At 61.7% G+C, this 20,021-nt stretch carries 11 protein-coding genes and 3 pseudogenes; 10 read left to right on the top strand and 4 right to left on the bottom strand.

Translation table 11 applies throughout. From position 1 onward, the window contains the following. The 3 genes and pseudogenes from GSQ89_RS38545 to GSQ89_RS18065 all read left to right on the top strand — a co-directional run. The coding region (locus tag GSQ89_RS38545) for a hypothetical protein (RefSeq protein WP_216856239.1) at positions 1–225 on the top strand (225 nt) is incomplete at its 5' end. Between the two features lie 835 nt (positions 226–1,060). Beyond that, on the top strand, positions 1,061–4,114 hold the full coding sequence (locus tag GSQ89_RS18070) for a Hint domain-containing protein (RefSeq protein ID WP_158927681.1): 3,054 nt from the start codon (positions 1,061–1,063) through the stop codon (positions 4,112–4,114). 70 nt (positions 4,115–4,184) lie between these two features. Beyond that, positions 4,185–5,147, top strand: a pseudogene (locus GSQ89_RS18065) (IS5 family transposase). Between the two features lie 77 nt (positions 5,148–5,224). Here GSQ89_RS18065 and GSQ89_RS18060 read toward each other — a convergent pair. Further along, positions 5,225–5,934: pseudogene (locus GSQ89_RS18060) on the bottom strand (IS6 family transposase). 251 nt (positions 5,935–6,185) lie between these two features. Here GSQ89_RS18060 and GSQ89_RS18055 point away from each other — a divergent pair. The 6 genes and pseudogenes from GSQ89_RS18055 to tnpC all read left to right on the top strand — a co-directional run bounded on the left by GSQ89_RS18055 (position 6,186) and on the right by tnpC (position 14,435). Further along, on the top strand, positions 6,186–7,850 hold the full coding sequence (locus GSQ89_RS18055) for a GMC family oxidoreductase (protein WP_158927679.1): 1,665 nt from the start codon (positions 6,186–6,188) through the stop codon (positions 7,848–7,850). Between the two features lie 122 nt (positions 7,851–7,972). Further along, a complete protein-coding gene (locus tag GSQ89_RS18050; protein ID WP_158927677.1) occupies positions 7,973–9,619 on the top strand; it encodes an NAD(P)/FAD-dependent oxidoreductase in 1,647 nt (548 codons plus the stop codon). Positions 9,620–9,963: 344 nt separating this feature from the next. Then, positions 9,964–11,832 carry a dihydroxy-acid dehydratase gene (locus GSQ89_RS18045; protein WP_158927675.1) on the top strand — a complete coding sequence of 623 codons (1,869 nt, stop codon included), beginning with the start codon at positions 9,964–9,966 and terminating at the stop codon, positions 11,830–11,832. 246 nt (positions 11,833–12,078) lie between these two features. Further along, positions 12,079–12,567, top strand: a complete 489-nt coding sequence (tnpA, locus tag GSQ89_RS18040) for an IS66-like element accessory protein TnpA (RefSeq protein ID WP_158927673.1) — start codon at positions 12,079–12,081, stop codon at positions 12,565–12,567. Beyond that, positions 12,548–12,904, top strand: coding sequence for an IS66 family insertion sequence element accessory protein TnpB (gene tnpB, locus GSQ89_RS18035; protein WP_158927671.1), 357 nt, complete (start codon positions 12,548–12,550; stop codon positions 12,902–12,904). Before tnpA ends, tnpB begins: the two co-directional genes overlap by 20 nt. Before the next feature lie 82 nt (positions 12,905–12,986). Then, positions 12,987–14,435: pseudogene (gene tnpC / locus GSQ89_RS39275) on the top strand (IS66 family transposase). 108 nt (positions 14,436–14,543) lie between these two features. Here the strand turns inward: tnpC and GSQ89_RS18025 are convergent. The 3 genes from GSQ89_RS18025 to GSQ89_RS18015 all read right to left on the bottom strand — a co-directional run bounded on the left by GSQ89_RS18025 (position 14,544) and on the right by GSQ89_RS18015 (position 16,672). Beyond that, the gene (locus GSQ89_RS18025; RefSeq protein WP_158927669.1) at positions 14,544–15,362 is read right to left on the bottom strand and encodes an IS6 family transposase; all 819 of its coding nucleotides are present in this window, start codon (positions 15,360–15,362) and stop codon (positions 14,544–14,546) included. A gap of 24 nt (positions 15,363–15,386) precedes the next feature. Next, positions 15,387–15,677, bottom strand: a complete 291-nt coding sequence (locus GSQ89_RS18020; protein WP_158927667.1) for a hypothetical protein — start codon at positions 15,675–15,677, stop codon at positions 15,387–15,389. Between the two features lie 389 nt (positions 15,678–16,066). After that, positions 16,067–16,672: a tyrosine-type recombinase/integrase gene (locus tag GSQ89_RS18015; RefSeq protein ID WP_256367333.1), complete on the bottom strand. Its 606-nt coding sequence runs from the start codon at positions 16,670–16,672 to the stop codon at positions 16,067–16,069. A 97-nt stretch (positions 16,673–16,769) separates the two neighbouring features. On the opposite strand from GSQ89_RS18015, the gene GSQ89_RS18010 reads away from it, so the two are divergent. Next, positions 16,770–19,799: a Tn3 family transposase gene (locus tag GSQ89_RS18010; RefSeq protein ID WP_158927663.1), complete on the top strand. Its 3,030-nt coding sequence runs from the start codon at positions 16,770–16,772 to the stop codon at positions 19,797–19,799. Positions 19,800–20,021: the final 222 nt, after the last annotated feature.

Raw genomic sequence — 20,021 nt, 5'->3', positions numbered from 1 at the left:
ACTGCCCTTGAACTCGATCATCACATGCTCGCCGCTGAAACCGTCGCCGCCAAACGTGCATCAGCCGGACCGGTCGGCCAAATTTGCGACAGAACCCTCAAAACTGGGTCAGGCACGCCAACGTGCAGCCGTGCGGTGGCCTGCGCCAACAGGTCCAATGCGCTGAGAAAACTCCTTCGCCAGGACGTTCGGTGCCGTGCCTGCTGCTACATGAGCCGATTCTAAACACACAGCGAATCGCGAGGGAATCGGCAATTTCCGGAAATCAATAAAAATCTTCATGTTGAATCAAGACCCGCCGCCGCGACTGAGATTTCGGAGCCAACGCGCCCTTGCGCCGCACCGCAGGCTCAATTCTGGGGCCCGCGAAGTGGCGATCCTTGCGACTTGGTCGAGAGAGCCGTTCCACGTCAAACCACCCGGATCGACCGTTGCCTACCGAAGCCGAATGTCACAGGTTCGAGCAAGGTCAGGTGCGCCATTCCTATTTAAGACCGTCCAGAATGTGGGGGAACACAACGTCGGTAAGCCCTCGCGACCTTGAGCATCTCGCTTTCCCTGTGCCCCTCGGTTGAGTCGCCCAAAAATGGCAGCGGGCGCGCAGCCGAGATCGAAGCCGGAATGAGGCGATAACGTATCGGGCTGGCATTGTCATGGATCGGCGTGATGCAGGTTTCACGGGGTCCGCTTCGGACCCGAGTTACCGCGATGTTCGTTCCCACGCGGCTCGCTGCGCCTAACCCGGATGGGACTTTTGCCGGTTGGATCGGGCCAGCATCCTGGCCACCGTTCGACGACATTATACTACATTGCACGAGTCATTATTTTGGCTTATCAAATAATATTGCTATATATACTATTCTCCTTGACGGTCAAGTCATCCATCTGTATCGGTCACGACATGGGATCATTCATGCGGATCCCGGCGCGTCGTGATGTCATGGATCTGGTTCGGCTAATGCCCGCTGGCCAGAAATACGCCGACCCCAGGCTCCGGGGAACGTGGGTCGCCATAGATGCTCGGTCATGCCGTCCGACGGCATGGCAAAAGGATTGACCGATGACCAATACGATAGCCGGGACCTACACCACGCTCGTTACGCTCGGCGCGGCGATCGACAATCCGACGACCATCACCCAGACCGGCCTGCTGACCGGCGGCCTTCAGCTAACCTATCAAGGCCTGACCGTAGTGAACGCCGGCAGCATCACGGGGTCCAGTGCTGGCGTTTACCTCCAAGCCGGCGACAGCCTCACCAACCAAAGCGGCGGCGTGATCAGCGGGCATAACGGGATTAAGGGCAGGCTTACCGACGGGACCGTGGTGAATGCCGGCAGCATCGCGGGGTCCGCCGGCTACGGCATTTACCTCACCGCCGGCGGCAACATCACCAACCAACGTGGCGGCGTGATCAGCGGTTCGGGATTCGGGATTTACGACGGGGGCCACACCGTGGTGAATGTGGTGAATGCCGGCAACATCACGGGAGGCCGCACCGGTATTTACCTCTTCGCTGACGGCAGCGTCACCAACCAAAGTGGCGGCACGATCAGCGGTTCGGGATTCGGGATCTACGGCAATTATAGAGCCGTGACCGTCGTGAACGCCGGCACCATCATCGGCGGCAGTGACGCGGTGCGGTTCGCCGCCGGTTACACCAACCGGCTGGTCATCGGTCCGGGTGCGGTGTTTTCCGGCGCGGTGACCGGCGGCAACACGATCGGGGCGGCGTATGTCAGCACGCTGGAACTGGCCTCCGCCGGTTCTGTCGGCACGCTGTCGGGGCTGGGCACCCAGTTCGTCGATTTCGCGCAGGTCACGGTAGACGCCGGAGCGCAATGGATTCTGGCCGGTAGCGACATCGTCTCCTCAGGCGTCACCCTGACCAATGCCGGGACCCTCATTGAAACGCTGGCGCTGGCGGCGGGGGGCGTGCTCTCAAACGCTTCGACCGGAACGGTCGTCGCGTCGGATCAAGCAGCAATCTATGGGGCGCCCGGTGGAGCAGCCACTGTCGTCAATGCGGGCGTGATCGCCGGCGAGTATGGGGCCTTCAACGGGATCTTCAGCAGGGGCATTCTCTTGACGGGCGGGGGCAGTGTCACCAACCAAAGCGGCGGCACGATCAGCGGGTATTACGGGATTTTCAGCCAGGCCGGCGGCGTGACCGTGGTGAATGCCGGCAGCATCACGGGAGTGTCCTCCGGCATTTACCTCAATGTTGATTGCAGCATCACCAACCAAAGCAGCGGTTCAATCGTCGGAAACAGTTACGGGATTATCAGCGAGTTTGGTGCCCTGACCGTGGTGAACGCCGGCAGCATTGCGGGACAATACGGGATTCGTCTCGACGGCGGCGGCAGCGTCACCAACCAAACCGGTGGCACGATCAGCGGGGGTTACGGAATTCTCGGCCTGGCCGGTCCTATCACCGTGGTGAATGCCGGCGCCATCATCGGCAACATTGACGCCGTAAAGCTTTCCACCGGCTACGCGAGCCGGCTGGTCATCGACCCGGGTGCGATGTTCTCCGGCCAGGTGAACGGCGGCAACGCCATCGGCGCCGCGCACGTCAGCACGCTGGAACTGGCCGCCGATGCCTCCGCCGGCACGCTGTCGGGCCTGGGCACACAGTTCATCAACTTCGCCCAGATCGCGGTGGACGCCGGCGCGCAGTGGACCTTGACCGGCAGCAATACGCTGGCCAGCGGCGAGACGATCACCAACGCCGGCACCCTGATGCTGTCGGACGCCACGCTGTCCGGCGCGGCGGCTCTCATCAACGACGGCGCGATCGTCCTCGACCCGAGCAGCATGACGATCGCCAGCCTGACCGGCACTGGCTCGTTCACCATCCAGGCCGGCAGCACGCTGGACGTGACCGGCACCATCGCCAGCACCGAGACCATCGTCTTCGCCGGCTCCGGTGCATCCCTGCTGCTCGGCGCCCCGGACAGCGCGGCCGGTGCCGTCACCGGCTTCGCCGCTGGCGACACGATCGACCTGGCCGGCATCAACCCGGCTTCGGTCAGCGACACCGACGGCGAAGTCACCTTCACCGGCGGGTCATTCCCGTTGACGGCCGCCACGTCCCCGACCATCGGGCCCGACGGCAACGGCGGCACCAACCTCGTCGTCTGCTTCGCGGCCGGCACGCGGATCGGCACACCGGCCGGCGAAGTGCCGGTGCAGAATCTGGCGATCGGCGACCTGGTGCTGACCGCGCATAACGGGCCGCGCGCGGTCATCTGGATCGGCAACGGCAAGGTGCTCGCCACCCGAGGCCGCCGCACCGCCGCCACCCCGGTGATCGTGCGCAAGGACGCCCTGGCCGACAACGTGCCGAACCGCGACCTGCACGTCACCAAGGCGCATTCGCTCTACATCGATGACGTGCTGATCCCGGTGGAATTCCTGATCAATCACCGCACGATCCTGTGGGACGACCGAGCCCAGGAAGTGGAAATTTACCACGTCGAACTGGACAGCCATGACGTGCTGATCGCCAACGGCGCGCCGGCGGAAAGTTTCCGCGATGACGGCAACCGCTGGCTGTTCCAGAATGCCCGTTCGGGATGGGGCCTGCCCCCACAGCAACCCTATGCCCCGGTGCTGACCGGCGGCCCCATCGTCGATGCCATTTGGCGGAGGTTGTTGGACCGGGCGGGACCACGCGATCTGCTCCCGCTAACCGACGATCCCGATCTGCATTTGCTTGTGGATGGCACGCGTGTGGATGCCGTGGAACAGCGAGGGTCGGTGTATGTCTTCTGCGTGCCACCCAACCCCGGCAACGTGGTGATCGCATCCCGCGAGATCGTGCCGTCGGAGTTCGGGATCGCCCGCGACCCGCGGTCGCTGGGGGTGGCGCTGCGGCGCGTGACGGTGCAGCAAGGTGCAAGGTTCATGCTGCTCGATGCCAACGATGAACGGCTGGCGGTGGGCTTCCATGCCCACGAGGCCGACTGCAACCTGCGCTGGACCGACGGCCGCGCGGAACTGCCCGCGCAGGCGTTCGCGCACTTCGACACGGGCGCGCAGATAACGTTGTACCTTTGCGGAGCGACACAGTACCCCGATGACCGGACCAGCGTGGCCCGCTCTGCCGCTTAGCCCGTCCCGTCGGCGTTGGTGCGTGGATCGGAGGATGGCGGGTCGACAAAGGTGCGATTAGGGGTGCGAGATGCCGTTCAAGCACAACAACCTCGCGCCGTCATCACATTCCGAAGGCACGGCGTCGGATTACAAACTGGCCGGCCTACGAAGCTGGCCTGCGGCGGCGGGGTGATCTGACCTTCTGGCTGTACGAAACAGCGCTATCAGGATGGCAAGCGCCGCGTCGAACCAGTCGGGGCGGCCAACCGATCTATGCCGACATCGCCATCGAGGTGGTGCTGACATTGCGGCTCGTCTTCCATCTGGCACTGCGCCAGGCCGAAGGCTTCATTCGCTCGGTTCTGCGATTGCTGGGGTTGCAGATCGCCGTGCCCGACCATTCGACCCTCAGCCGGCGTGGCCACGGCTTCGCCGGACGCCAGCCGCGTGCTGCCCGCCATGACAGACCTGTTCACGTCGTGCTGGACAGCACGGGCCTGCAGGTCTTCGGTCAAGGCGAGTGGGAGACCGAGAAGCATGGCCGCAAGCCGAGACGGTGGCGCAAGCCGCATCTGGCTGTCGATGCCGAAACGGGTGAGATCGTGGCGCACGTCCTGACAGACAAGGATGCCGGCGACATCACACAGGTTTCGGCCTTGCTGGCGACAGTGGAAGGACGGATCGTCAGCGTTATTGCCGACGGCGCCTATGACGGCGAGGCGGTTTATCAAGAGGCTGCTGCCCGCCAGCACGATCCGCCGGTCGAAGTCGTCATCCCGCCGCGGTCGTCGTCGGTCGTTACGACTTCCAGACGATCCGCGACCGTCATGTCCAGCTCATTGCGGAGAAGGGCCGCATGGCCTGGCAGAAAACGACCAGTTACGGCCGCCGTCGTCTCGTTGAGACGGCGATCGGACGCTACAAGCACACCGTTGGCTCGACGCTGCGCGTGCGTTCAGACTACGGCCAGGGCGGCGAAGTCGCTATCGCCGTCCATACCCTCAACCGCATGATCCGCATCGCCAAGCCAGTCTCCTTTCGCCTCGCTTGACTGGGCCATTGGCTACGACCAAGCCAGCTCATCGCCCGATCCGTGCAACAGCGCCCCATGGAGCGCCCGCGCACCCGTCAAGCAGCAACCTCGAACAGCGAGGCGATGAACCGCGCCTGATCCTTGATGTCGCGACCACCGATATCCCGAACCTGCCCCTTCCTGATCATTGCCATCGCCTCGTAGCCTGCCAGCGTTCGTCGAGCCGTCCAGGAGCTGCCAAAGCCAAATCCTGGAGAGGTCAGTCGTTTCACGTTTCGATGGTCTTGCTCGATGATGTTGTTCAGGTATTTGACCTGTCGTAGCCGTGACCAGCGCCAGACTTCACCGTCCTCTTCAGCTCCGCGGCCGCCTTCGGATAGGCCGCATTCTTGTCCTCCGTGATGGTGCGCGGGTTCACTGTGTGCGGCTGCGCCAACGCCTTGCGGAAGAACCGTTTTGCCGCCTCAGCGTCCCGCTTGGCCGACAGCAGGAAGTCGATGGTTTGGCCGCGGCTGTCCACCGCTCGATACAGATACATCCAGCGGCCTTTGACTTTCACATAGGTCTCATCTACCCGCCAGGAGCCATTGCTCCTGCGCAGGTGCGGCAGGATGCGCTTTTCCAGTTCGGCCGCATAAGCCTGGATCCACCGAAAGATGGTGGTGTGATCGACCTCAACGCCGCGGTCCAGCAGCATTAGCTCGAGATCGCGATAACTGACGGGGAACATCAGATACCACCGGACTGCCCGAAGGATCACCTCAGCGGCAAACTGCCGCCCCTTGAAGGATTGATCCTGCCGCACCTGAGCCGCTTGTCGCTGTTTCTCCATGGCATGGTTTGTACCTAGGCCCTCTCGCGGCGAAAAGCTGCAACAGAACCGACCGGACTGCCAGAACAGGAGAACCAACCGCGTCAAGCTCTTCGTTCTCGTTGAGGTCGTGGATCTGCACGTGTCGCCGCAGTGTGACTGGTGCCGGTTGAACGCCCTCATCTGGCATTTTCCGCTCGCGCCGCCTTCAATGGCGCCGCGCTGAGAAAAACCAGGGGATCGAGATGGCCGAGGACGCGGATACATACGACTACATTGTCACCGGAGCGGGCTCGGCCGGCTGCGCCGTCGCGGGACGGCTCAGCGAGTCCGGCCGGTTCCGCGTCCTGCTGCTGGAAGCCGGCCCGCGCGACACCAATCCGTGGATCCATATTCCGTTGGGCTACACGAAGAACTACACCAATCCCAAAGTGAATTGGATGTTCGAATCAGAGCCCGAACCCAATCTCAACAATCGCACGCTCTATCAGCCGCGCGGTAAGGTCCTCGGCGGCACATCTTCGATCAACGGCACCGTCTACATGCGTGGTACCGCCTCCGATTACGACGATTGGCGCCAGCGCGGCTGCGAGGGCTGGGACTGGGACAACGTCCTGCCATTTTTCAAGAAGGCGCAGAACCAGGAACGTGGCGCCAACGAATTGCATGGCTCCGGCGGTCCGCTGCATGTCACCGACATCCCGCATGAATGGCCGCTGGCGAAAGCCTGTTTGGAAGCCGCCATGCAGACAGGCATTCCTTACAATCCCGATTTCAATGGCCCGCGCCAGGAAGGCACCGGGTTTTACCAGTTCACGGTGAACAACCGCCGTCGCTGGAGTTCGGCCCGCGCCTATTTGGGCCCAGCGAAATCACGTGCCAATCTGATTGTCTCCACCGAATCCCACGCCCAAAGGATCGTCTTCGAGGGCACGCGGGCCGTTGGCGTCGAATACCTCACCCCACGAGGGCGCCGTATCGCGCGCGCCGCCAAGGAGATCGTTGTCTCCGGCGGCGCCTTCGGTTCACCGCAATTGCTGCAACTCTCTGGCATCGGTCCGGCGGACCTGCTGCGCGATCTTGGGATTGAGGTCGTGCGCGACATCGCCGGCGTCGGGGAGAATTTGCAGGATCATTTCAACAGCTATCTGTCTTATCGCATTAACCAACCCATCACCCTGAACGACATTGGCAACAGCACCACCCGTCAGATTCTCGCGGGCATCCGCTATGTTTTTACCCGCACCGGCCCGCTGACCGGCACGGGCATCTATGCCGGCGCCTTCGTCCGCTCCGATCAGCGGCTGGAAAACCCCGATCTGCAAATCAACATGTCTATGTGGAGCACGGAATCGCGCACGCGCACCGGCATTGTGCCGCACCCGTTCCCCGCCTTCACCCTCAGCCCCGTACATCTGCGTCCGGAAGGCCGTGGATTCGTGCGCATCAAAACCCCGAACGCCTCCGATCAACCGGCCATTCGCTTCGATCAGTTGCGCACCGAGTACGATAAATCCGCCATCCTTTACGGCCTGCATTTGTGCCGCCAGATCGCCGCGCAACCAGCGCTGAAACCCTATGTGGTGGAAGAAATCCTGCCGGGCCCCGTCGTGCAATCTGATGCGGACTGGCTGGAAGATACCCGTCAGCGTGGCGTGGCGAATTTCCATCCCGTCGGCACCTGCCGCATGGGCCACGGGATGGACGCGGTGGTGGACCCTCGTTTGCGCGTGCACGGCATCGCGGGACTACGTGTGGCCGACGCGTCGATCATGCCCAGTATCATCGCCGGTAACACGAACGCACCCTCAATCATGATCGGCGAGAAATGCGCCGCAATGATACTCCAGGATGTCGTGATTGGCCGAGCTGAAGCGGCCGCGCCGGCCGATGGTAGAGCGACAGCTTAGCGAGAGGACGCTTGACCAGACGCTATCGGTGTGGCCAGCCTGAGAGAAACCAGAGCCCCAAGAGGCTGAACCAGCGGCCAGCACCGGTACGTTGTCCGGGCCATCGATCAAGGAAGCGTCCCATGCCCAAATCCTCAATCAAAGCCTCATCCGTCGATGTGGGCGTTGATGTAGTTATCGTCGGAGCCGGTTTCTCCGGTCTCTATCTGTTGCACCAATTACGTAAACAGGGCTTTTCCACGCGCTGTTTCGAACGCGGTGACGGCGTGGGAGGTACCTGGTACTGGAATCGCTATCCCGGCGCGCGTTGTGACGTGGAAAGCATGCAGTATTCCTATGGCTTTGACGACAAGCTGCAACAGGAATGGAATTGGCCGGAGAAGTTCTCCGGTCATGCCGACATACGCGCCTATGCCGATCATGTTGCGGACCGCTTTGGCCTGCGGGAGCACATCGATTTTGAAACCGAAGTGTGCGCCGCGCATTACGACGAGGGTCTGCGACTGTGGAGAATCGAAACCAGTGCGGGAGAGAAGGTCAGCGCCAGGCATTTTGTGATGGCCGGTGGCTGCATCTCGACCGCGCAGATCCCCAAATTCGAGGGCTTGGCCGACTACACTGGCAAGACCTATCACACCGGCCGCTGGCCGCATGAGCCGGTCAGCTTCGCTGGTTTGCGGGTGGCGGTCATCGGCACGGGCTCCTCCGCCATCCAGGCGATTCCGGTGATCGCCGAAGAGGCCGCACATCTGACCGTTTTCCAGCGGCAGGCGAATTTCACCATCCCCTCGCGCAATCATCCGATGACCGCGGACTACGCGAACTCATGGAAAAGCGGCTACGCTGAAAAGCGCGAGGAAATGCGCTACATGCCGAACGGCGTATTGCGTGAGCTCAACGACAAATCGGCGTTGGAGGCGAGCGAAGAGGAGCGGCTCGCCACCTACGAGGAGCGTTGGAGGATGGGCGGCTCCGGCTTCCTTGGCGCGTTCAACGACATTTTGACGAACCGCGAAGCCAACGACACGATGGCGGAGTTCGTCCGCGACAAGATCCGCCAGACGGTGAAAGATCCGGTGACGGCGGAGTTACTCTGCCCGAAGACCCATCCCATCGGAACCAAGCGGCTATGCGTCGATAGTGGTTATTTCGAGACCTATAACCGTGACAACGTCGACTTGGTGAACATCAGCCAGACACCGATCGAGCGGCTGACGCCGGACGGGCTGATGGTGAACGGGCGCGGTTTCACATTGGATGCCATCGTCTTCGCGACTGGCTTCGACGCCATGACTGGCACCCTGTTCAATGTGGACATCCGTGGCCGCGCTGGCCTGGAACTGAAGAGCAAGTGGGCGGCGGGCCCGCGCACCTACCTCGGCCTGATGACGGAGAGTTTCCCGAATCTGTTCATGATCACCGGTCCCGGCAGCCCCTCGGTGAAAAGCAATATGATTACCTCGATCGAGCAGCACGTGGACCTGGTTGCCGACACCATCATCCATATGCGCGATCAAGGCCTCGCGGTCATCGAGCCGGAACATTCGGCCGAGGATGAGTGGGTCGATCATGTGCAGGAAGTGGCGTACAAAACGTTGTTCCCGCAGGCGAACTCCTGGTACATGGGCACCAATATTCCGGGCAAGCCGCGGCTGTTCATGCCCTATATCGCTGGCGTCGGCAGATACCGCAGGATCTGTGAAGAAGTGGTGGGGGAAGGCTACAAAGGTTTTCGCTTCGAGGCCGAACAGGCATTGGCGGCGGAGTAGCTTCGAAGTCCATCGCATAATCTCGGACCAGTGGCGGTGGACAACAAGCGCCGCTTGTGGGTTCTTTAGTCCTCGGTTCGACCCCGACAATTGCCCATACAGCGTGAGACTTCAACGGAGAAACCCCGCCCGCGCGCCGCGCGAATTGCCTCCGGCGAAAGCACCCAATGCACCGCCGACTACCACGTCTTGGGACGTCGATCTGGTTAGGCCCGGGCAATCGCTCTAAGTTCCCGGCTTGCACCGAAACCGCAATTGCAGCGATAGACCTCTCCCGACGATCGGGTGACCGCAGCACTCCCTGACGCTCAGCCCACCGCACACGCCACCTTAAGGAAGCCTTCGTGACAAAGTCAAAGCCCGTCCTTATCGACCGCCATCCCGGCCGCTCGGCCCAGACCATCGGCCTGGCGCACGCGCTCGGCACCGATCCCGAACTGATCCATTATCCTTCGGTCGGCGTGGTCGGAACCAAGGGCGACAGCCAGTGCTACCTTGGCGTTATGTCGAAGGTGGACGCGATCCACGCAAGCCTCCGGAACCGCATCGGTCAGGCCCCCGGTCTACTCAAGCTGCGTCTCGTCCAGCCCGAATACACGATCGCCACCTCGGACGGCATCCGCAACGGCACGCGGGAAATGCGCTACTCGCTGATCGGCCGCGAAGTCACGCACGACGCGCTGTGCGAGCATCTGGAAGCCACCGGCCTTGCCGGCACCATCGCGGTGGTCGCCTGCGACAAGCCGCCGGTCGGCACGCTCGCCGCGCTGCTGGAACACAACCAGCCCGCGATCATCATGTCGGACGGCCCGATTCATCCCGGCATCGACCCCAACTCCGGAGAGCCGCTAGACATCGTCAGCGCGTACCAAGTGGCCGGAAACCCGGACGACGCCTTTCGCCATCACATCGCGTGCCACGCCTGCCCGGGCATCGGAAGCTGCGGCGGCATGTTCACCTACAACACGATGCAGACGTTCATCGGCGTCGTCGGCATGCAGCCGCTGCACATGGTCGCGCCGGCGTCCGACGATCCGCGCCGGGTCAAAGAATTCGCCGACGAGTTGGTCGGCTACCTCGCTGACATGATGGAAAAGGGCCTGAACCCGCGCGACATCGTCAAGCGTGACTCGATCCGCAACGCGGTGATCGTGGCGATGGCGATCGGCGGTTCCACCAATGTCACGCTGCACGCACCCGAAATCGCGCGCGCCGCCGGCTATGCAGACTTCTGGAAGGACATCATGACGCCGGAGGAGTTCAATCACCTCTCGCGCGATGTCGTGCCGGTGCTGACGGACGCCCGACCCTATGGCACCTACTCGATGGTCGATATCGACCGGGTCGGCGGCGTGCAGGTGATCGTGCGCGAACTGCTGGAAGCGGGTCTGCTCAATGGCGACATGATGACTTGCACGGGAGAGACGCTCAGCGCCCAGGTCGCCCGCCTCGGCGCCAAAGCCTCCGACGGCGAGGTGATCCGCACGGTCGAGAAGCCCTATAAGCCGACCGGCGGCCTGCGCGTATTGGGTGGCAACCTGTCGCCGGATTTCTCGGCGATCCTGAAACTAGCGGGCGTCGAAGGCGGCCTTGAGAATAATAACTTCCGCGGCATCGCGCGGGTGTTCGAGGGCGAGCAGGGCCTGCTCGACGCGCTCGACCGGACGCCAGAAAGCTTCCAGAACAACGACATGATCATCGTCCGGTACGAGGGGCCGAGCGGAGCACCGGGCATGCCGGAGATGCTGGATCCGACGTCGCGGATTACGACGTTGTGTCGCGAACGCGGCATCGTCGTCGGGTTGATGACGGATGCGCGCTTCTCCGGCGGCTCGGTTGGCTTGGTCATCGGGCATGTCGGACCGGAAGCCGCGCTGGGCGGACCGATCGCGTTCATCAAGAACGGCGATGAGATCGTGGTCGATCTAAACACGAGCACACTGAACTGCACTGCGCTGAATGATCCCGCCACACTGGCAAAGCGCAAGGCGGTCTGGGAGAGTGAGGTCGCCGCCAACGGCGGCACACATCCGAAATGCGGCATCGCCGACACTCGCCTGTTGCATCGCGCTCGGCAGACGGCGGTTCCGGCGACGCGGGGCGGCGGCATGCACCCGAACCGAGAGGTCTGGGTCCGCGCGCCGCGGGCAGCCGAACGGACGCGCTTCGTGCCAGCGAACAAGTACCGGCCGGAGGCGAACAAGGCGTTCTGATCGGATAGATAGACCTGTCGGCACCGCCATCGTGACGGTGCCGAACTGGTCTATCATCACGGCCGGCAGGTTAGGCGTGGGGCCAGGAGAAGCGGATCATGCCGGCGCGCAGGCCTGCCAGCACGACCTCCATCCCTCCGGAGCGGATCATCCACTCCAGTGTAAGCGCTCAATTACCGACACATAGTAAGTAGCGACGAGATAGGACAGTGATGGTGTCCACCATGTATGAAGTGGACACCATTGATGAGCGATCCTTCGAACTCTTTGAGACTTGAGGTCGTCGGCGTGTTGCGGAACGGCCGGCGGCGATATGATCCAGCTAGCAAACAACGGCTGGTCGAGGCCTGCCTGCAGCCTAACGTGTCTCTGGCCAGCCTGGCGCTGCAGCACGGCGTGAACGCGAACCTCCTGCGCAAATGGGTCGCTGAGCACCAGCGACAGCAAAGGAATGGCGTGATGGCGGGTGCGATCGAGCATGCGACGGAAGTGTTCGTGCCGGTTGTCGATCTGTGCGATGTGGCTGGTCCGGCGGAACCGCCAGCTCCGGCTCTGCTCCAACACCCAGCCCATCGGGCAAAGGCTGCGCGGCAGCCGGATCCGCCTGCGCCAAGGTTGATGGTGGAGATGCCCAACGGCGTCACGCTGCGGCTTGAGTGCAGCGGGCAGGACGTGGAGTTGGTGTCGGCGATGATCGCAACTTTGGGACGCTGCGATGTTCCGGCTGGCCGCTGATGGACAGGTTTACCTGCATCGCGAGGCGATCGACTTTCGAGTGGGTATCAACGGCCTTGTGATCCTGGTCGAACAGGCGATGCATCTGGATCCGTTCGGCCGCGCGGTGTTTGCCTTCTGTAACCGACGCCGCGATCGGGTCCAGCTTTTGTTTTACGATCGTTCAGGGTTCTGGCTGCTGATGAAGCGGCTTGAGGCCGATCGTTTTGCCTGGCCGCGTGGGCCGAAGCAGCCAGTGGTGATGCTATCGAGCGAACAGTTGCATTGGTTGCTCGACGGCATCGACATCGAGGCAATGCAACGCCACCCGGCACGGCAGTATCGCAGCGTGGGCTGACATCCGGGTGATACCGCGCCGAATTTGTTGAAGGGTGCAGATTGTTCTGGACACGGTGGGTGGGTTTCGATTCAAGGATTCGATGAATCGTACGGCCACGACGGAGAAATTGCGGGCGCTGATCGCGGCGCATGCGGCCGAGATCGCTGCGCTGAAGGCCGAGAACGAGACGCTCAAGGAGCGCATCTTCAACGAAGCTGAGCAGGCCGCCGCCGAAGGTGAGGAAAGCGATGATGCCGAGGCGGCTGCCGTTGCCGATACGGGGTTGCCGGACGCCGGGCAGCCGGAGCCGAAGAAGCGAGGCCGCAGGCCACTGCCGGAAGGATTGCCACGCGAGCGCGTCGAGTATGATCTGCCCGAAGATCAAAAGATTTGTCCGTGTTGCCGGAACCAGATGCACCGGATGGGCGAGACCGTCAGCGAGCAGCTGCATATCGAGGTGCAGGCGACAGTGTTGCAGCATGCACGGTTCAAATATGCATGCCGCCATTGCGAGCGCACCGCGCTGCACACGCCGATCGTAACCGCGCCAATGCCGGCACAACCGTTGCCGGGCAGTCTCGCCGCACCATCCACGCTCGCGCTCGTGCTTGCCCACAAATACGTGGACGGGACCCCTTTGTATCGCTTGGAGCAGGCGCTGGCGCGCGCAAACGTCAGCATCAGTCGTGGTGCACTGGCCAACTGGGTGATCCGGTCGGCTGATCTGCATTTGCAGCGGGTGTATGAAACGCTGAAGCAAAAACTCAGGTCGCAGCCGCTGCTCCACGGCGACGAGACCTGGGTTCAGGTCCTTAAGGAGGATGGTCGGGACGCACAGGCCAAGTCCTTCATGTGGGCCTACCGCAGCGGCCAGGACAGCGAGCAACCGATTGTCATGTTCGATTACCAGCCCGGACGCGGCCAGCAGCATCCACAGGCCTTTCTGCGCAACTACCGCCCGGCCTGTTGATGAGCGATGGCTATGACGCCTGGCGCACACTGGACGGCGCCATCCATCTTGGCTGTATGGCACATGCTCGACGCAAGTTCACCGACGCGCTGAAAGCGAGAATGAAACCCGGCGGCCCTCCGCTGCAGGCGCTCAAGTTCTTCGAGGCCTTATACGAGGTCGAGAGGCTGGCACGGCAAACGCCGAACGAGGGCGAAACACGCGCCGATTACACGTTGCGTCTGCGACAGCAGCACAGTCTGCCGGTGTTGGCCGCCTTCAAGACATGGGCTCGACGACCTGGCGCCGAAGGTCCTGCCCGGAAGCTTCACCGGCAAGGCGATCTTTTATGCGCAAAACCAGTGGGACTATCTAATACGCTACACCGGCAACGGTCTCGCCCCAATCGATAACAATGTTCTCGAACGCGACATCAGACCTTTTGTAACCGGAAGAAAATCCTGGCTCTTCAGTGACACAGTCGCAGGCGCCAAGGCGAGCGCCGTGATCTATAGCCTGGTGCTCACATGCCGTGCCTGCGGCGTTGAGCCGTATGCCTGGCTACGGCATTGTCACGTTAACCTGGAGCAGACGGCGTGATGGCGAGATTCATCGTGCCGTGCCGGTTATGCTGCGTTTTGGGTGATAGTTGGTTCTGTCAGCGCTCGTGCCAGCAAGTAATCGTCATCGGCTGTGGGATGAGGTTATTCAGGCGGCTTCCAACACGCTCAAAACCGTTGCGGTGCGGCGGAGAAAGTGGAACCTCCGGTAATCAGCGGAGACTTTCTGATTGGTTCGGGAGCGAGATCGGAGGAAGTTGCGCAACTCGTCATAGGCGCGGCAAAATCGGCCGGCCGATCGCGGGCACTTGAACCCACGCATCGGACCGTAGCGGCCTTTGACACCGCGATGATCCTGCTCCAACCGGTTGTTGAGATACTGATTGTCGCGATGCCGCACTCCTGTGCCCAGCACCGTCCGGATCGCACGCGGATAACTGTCGTGCCCATCCGTGGTGACACGGGCGGGCGTGACGCCGGTGACCATCTTGGCCGACTCGAAGAACGCCTTCGCGGCCGCCATGTCACGGTGCTCGCTGAACATCACATCGACAAGCGTGCCCGACCGATCGATGGCACGATAGAGGTAGCGCCAGTGCCCGTGGACCTTGATGTACGTCTCATCGACGTACCAGCTTCGGCCCGCCTTGCCGCGCCGGCGCCGCCGCAAACTTTCAGCCAACGCCGGCGTGAGCTTGGCTTCCCAGTCACGAACCGCTTCATGGCTGAATACGATGCCGCGGATCAGGAACATCTCCGGCAGATCGCGCAGGGCGAGCTTGTATCGCAGACGCCAGAGCACAACGAGGGCGATGACGTCACTGGGGTACTGCGTCCGGTTCAGAGAGCCGGAACTCCGCTCGTTGAACTGCTTGCCGCAAGGGCGACAGCGGAACCGGCGGTAGCCCTGAGCGGTGCGCTCGCTCCGTTCTGAAACGGCGGCTGAGCCGCACCCGACGCATTCCATCAGCCAATCCTTCTCGCCGCGGCCCTATACCCGCACCCCGCGAAGGCGAACAAGGAGCGTGGCGCGAGCGCTGACGGAACCCAGCCGACGCCTGCAAGCCGCACAGGTGCAGCGATGCTCACCGGCGATCGTCACCTGTGCAGGGACGATCGCCGCCTGAAGGGTGGAGGTGAGCTGCTTCGCCTCTGCGAGACGGAGCCCGAGGTCAGATAGGCCAGCCTGCTCATCGCGTTCAATGCGTGCGACCTCGACCTCCGTCGTTTCACCGGCCTGCACCTCCGTTACCAGCTTTACCCGCCACACCAGTTTCGCCATCAGCTCAAACTCGTCCCGTGAGCCTAAGACCTACTGCAGGCGGAACAAACCCCACAGGTTTGCATGCTCCCTATCAAATCATGAAAGGCGAAAAAAGCCGAGATTGCGTAACGACGTAACCACGGCGTCCACGGCAAGACCAGCCTGTAACACGGCAAATACCCAGCCCAGAACCTGAAATGTCGCCCAACCGACACAAGCCATGATTGGCCTCGCCAAAAGCATTCCCACCAGGTTCAGCAGTATGATTAGAAGCAATATTCCGAGGACGATAGACTGCGTCATCAAATCACCGCTGGAAAGCTGGGGGTGTAAGCCCAAACCGCCGAAAATTCCGTCTGCCGACGATTTGGGCAGCCAGCAGCTGTTATGGCCGGGATCGCTGACGTTCAGTCGGACCAAAAGGCCCTGAAGCGGTCGGGCCTCAATTCAGTATATCGAGTGGTGTGCTCGATGTTGCGATGGCCCAGATAATGTTGGATCGACCGTGTGTCCTGTCCGTCGTTGGCGAGTTTGTAGCCTGTGGCGTGGCGCAGCATGTGCGGGTGTACCGGGAACTCGATACCGGCCCGCTGTCCGGCCCGCCCGACGATCTTGCGCACCGTGTCGGCGGTGAGCGGCGCCTTGCGCTCGCTGACGAACACGTAGGCTGTATCCGGATAATCCCGCTGCAGGCGGCGGAGGGTTCGCAACTCCGGTCCGCGCAAAGGATGAACCGACGCGATGCCGTGCTTGAGCCGGGTAACATGCAGGAGCCCCTGGCGGAGATCAGCCTGATCCCAGCGCAAACTGACGAGTTCGGACACACGCAGGCCGTGGCGGTAGGCGAAAAGAATCAACGCGGCATCCCGCGTGCCATGCCGGCCGACAGCGGCCGCTGCTGCGATCATCGCTGTCACCTCCCGGTCTGACAGATATTCTCGGCTCCGGTAGGCAGCATTCGCCTTGCGAATGGGAACTTTCCGGTTTTCGATGGCTGGCGGAGTATGCTCCACGGGCCTGGAACCCGCCTGGATGCTCATGGCGCAATCCAATCTTTCCGTTTATCACCTATTATACGGAAAGATTGCGCGATGGGGATACCAAAATCGGATGGCGACCAAGAGCGAGCGCCTGGCCGTCCTATCGGACGCGGAGCAACTCGCCCTGTACAGGCTGCCCGATTTCGACGGCCGCCAGCAGCTGACCTATCTGTCGCTGACCGGACCGGAATTGGCTCTCGCCACCAGCCGTCCTGGCCTTCACGCCCAGGTTTGCTGTGTCCTGCAGATCGGCTACTTCAAGGCCAAACACGCGTTCTTCCGCTTCACTTGGGATGAGGTGGCGGAGGATCTCGATTTCGTCCTGACCCGCTATTTCAGGGATCAGACGTTTGACGGTCAGGTCATTACCAAACATGAACACTACGCGCAGCGTGCGATGATCGCCGGGTTGTCCGGCTACCGCCCGTGGTCGGCGGACCTCTTCACCCAACTTGCGCAGCAGGCCGCCCTGATCGTCCGGCGCGACGTGACGCCAGGGTTCATCGCCGCCGACCTCATCGTCTGGCTCAACGAGCACAAAATCATCCGTCCCGGCTACACGACGCTGCAAACGCTCATCAGCGAGGCATTATCTGCCGAGCGCGCGCGTTTGGAAGACCTGATCGCCGGGTTGCTGGACGATCCGGCACGGGATGCGCTTGCCCAGTTGCTGACGCGCGATGACACCTTGTCGGAACTGGCAGCTCTGAAGCAGGACGCCAAAAACTTCCGATGGCGTCAGATGGCGAACGAGCGGGTCAAGCGCGCCAGGCTGGAACCGTTGTACCTGACCACCAGGACAGTGCTGCCCAGGCTCGGAATCTCACAGCGCAATCTGCATTATTACGCGAGCCTGGCGAATTTCTACACGGTCTACGATTTGCGGCGCCTCAAGGCCGGGCAGACACATCTGTACCTGCTCTGCTACGCTTGGCTGCGCTACCGGCAACTCACTGACAACCTTGTCGACGCCTTGGGCTATCACATGAAGCAGCTCGAGGACGAGAGCAAGGCGCGGACAATTAAGTTCTTCACCGCCGCGCAGGTCCGGCGCGATCAGGATACACCGCGGGTCGGGCGTCTGCTGTTGCTTTTCGTCGACGAGACGGTCGCCGACACGGCTCCGTTTGGCGATGTGCGCCAACGCGCGTTCAGCATCATGCCGCGCGACGCGTTACGGACCGCTGGTCATAATCTGGCAGAAAAGCCGACGGGCCGGCTGAGCATTCGCTGGCAGATCATCGACGGGCTCGCGGAGCGTATTCGCCGCCATCTGCGCCCGCTCTATGGGGCGCTCGAGTTCTCCTGCGGCGCAGCCGACAATCCATGGCTGGCGGCGCACGCCTGGATGAAGGGTGTGTTCGCCAGACAGCAACGTCTGTCGCAACGCCCGCTCATCGAATGTCCCGATGCAACACTGCCCAAATCCCTGCGCCCGTGGCTGCTGACGTTCGGCCCGGATGGGAAGCCGGCCGGCGTACACGCAGACCGTTATGAGTTCTGGATATACCGGCAACTGCGGAAACGCCTGAAATCGGGTGAGCTCCACCTGAATGACAGCTTGCAACACCGTCGCTTCAACGATGATCTCGTGTCGCTCGCGGAGAAAGGCGACGTGCTCGGCCAGATGGACATTCCCTGGCTGCGCCAGCCGATCGAGACACAGCTTGAAGTGCTGTCAGCGGAATTACGAGAACAATGGCGGGCCTTTGATCGCGAACTGCGTCAGGGAAAGCTGAAACATTTCGATTACGACCGCCAAAGCGGAACACTCACATGGCACCGTCCCAGGACTGACAACGACACCGCCCGGCAGGACAGCTTCTACGACCAGGTATCGTTCCGCGATGCTGCCGACGTCATCCGTTTCGTGAACGAGCAATGCCAGTTCCTGTCCGCCCTGACGCCACTGCAGCCGCGGTACGCGAAGCAGTCCGCAGACGCGGACAGCGTGACGGCGGTCATCATTGCCCAGGCGATGAACCATGGCAACCTCGTCATGGCGAAAACCAGTGACATAGCCTACCATGTTCTGGAAGCTGCCTATCAGCAGTATCTGCGCCAGTCATCGCTGCAGGGGGCCAATGACCCGATCAGCAACGGGATCGCCGCCCTCCCGATTTTTCCGCACTATTCATTCGATCTCAACACGCTCCATGGCAGCGTTGACGGTCAGAAATTCGGTGTGGAACGGCCAACCGTGAAGGCACGGCACTCACGTAAATATTTCGGCCGCGGCAAGGGTGTCGTCGCCTATACACTGCTTTGCAATCATATCCCGCTGCAAGGTTGGATCATCGGCGCGCATGAGTTCGAAGCCCATCATGTATTCGATATCTGGTATCGCAACACGTCGGATATCGTTCCGTCGGTTATCACCGGCGACATGCACAGCGTCAACAAGGCCAATTTCGCTGTTCTGCACTGGTTTGGACCGCGCTTCGAACCACGCTTCACGGGCCTGGAGGCGCAGCTAAAAGAACTCTATTGCGCCGACGACATTTCACTTTACGAGCAATTTCTTATTCGTCCCATAGGCCAGATCGATCTGCCGGCCATTGTGAATGAGAAGGCCAACATTGATCAGATCGTGGCGACGCTCGGCCTCAAGGAAATGACGCAAGGCACCCTCATCAGAAAGCTGTGCACTTATTCGCAGCCGAACCCGACGCGGCACGCGATCTTCGAGTTCGATAAGCTGGTCCGCAGCATCTACACCTTGCGCTATCTCCGCAATCAGCAATTGCAACGGGATGTCCAGCGTTCGCAGAACCGGCTTGAATCATACCACCAGCTACGATCCGCCATTGCGCAGGTCGGCGGCAAAAAGGAACTCACTGGCAAGACCGATATCGAGGTCGAGATCAGCAACCAGTGCGCGCGGCTGATCGCCAACGCCATCATCTATTACAACTCCGCCATCCTGTCGCGCCTGCTGACCAGAGACTCGCCGAGCCCGAATTCAAAAGACCTCGCTATGATCAAGAAGGTCTCGCCGGCGGCGTGGCGCCATATTCATCTCAACGGACACTACACCTTTCGTGGCAGGGCGGAGGTCATCGATCTGGATGCCATCGTGGCGGCGCTAAATTTGCGGTGACGGAAATTTCGGCGGTTTGGGCTTACACCCCCGTGTAGGGGCGGTCGGAAGGATGGTATGGCGCAAGGGTCGAGAGACGGGATCAGAAAGCCAGTTTGCGACACGGTGTTTCGAGCACGCAGTTCTGATTTGGACCTGGTCCACGAACTCCCATACGGGCCGGCGGCACATGACGGCCGCATTAAGGCCGGACAGATGTCAACACCCAACCTACGCGGCGGT

Source organism: Acidisphaera sp. S103, from assembly GCF_009765975.1.
Taxonomy (GTDB): domain Bacteria; phylum Pseudomonadota; class Alphaproteobacteria; order Acetobacterales; family Acetobacteraceae; genus Rhodopila.
Note: the sequence above shows the minus strand (reverse complement) of the source record. Positions and strands in the feature narration are given on the sequence as shown.

What these genes read in the sequence shown, in the direction of transcription:
- GSQ89_RS18070 (WP_158927681.1), top strand. Translation starts at nt 1,061, where the DNA reads ATGACCAATACGATAGCCGGGACCTACACCACGCTCGTTACGCTCGGC.
- GSQ89_RS18055 (WP_158927679.1), top strand. Translation starts at nt 6,186, where the DNA reads ATGGCCGAGGACGCGGATACATACGACTACATTGTCACCGGAGCGGGC.
- GSQ89_RS18050 (WP_158927677.1), top strand. Translation starts at nt 7,973, where the DNA reads ATGCCCAAATCCTCAATCAAAGCCTCATCCGTCGATGTGGGCGTTGAT.
- tnpA (WP_158927673.1), top strand. Translation starts at nt 12,079, where the DNA reads ATGAGCGATCCTTCGAACTCTTTGAGACTTGAGGTCGTCGGCGTGTTG.
- tnpB (WP_158927671.1), top strand. Translation starts at nt 12,548, where the DNA reads ATGTTCCGGCTGGCCGCTGATGGACAGGTTTACCTGCATCGCGAGGCG.
- GSQ89_RS18025 (WP_158927669.1), bottom strand. Translation starts at nt 15,362, where the DNA reads ATGGAATGCGTCGGGTGCGGCTCAGCCGCCGTTTCAGAACGGAGCGAG.
- GSQ89_RS18020 (WP_158927667.1), bottom strand. Translation starts at nt 15,677, where the DNA reads ATGGCGAAACTGGTGTGGCGGGTAAAGCTGGTAACGGAGGTGCAGGCC.
- GSQ89_RS18010 (WP_158927663.1), top strand. Translation starts at nt 16,770, where the DNA reads ATGGCGACCAAGAGCGAGCGCCTGGCCGTCCTATCGGACGCGGAGCAA.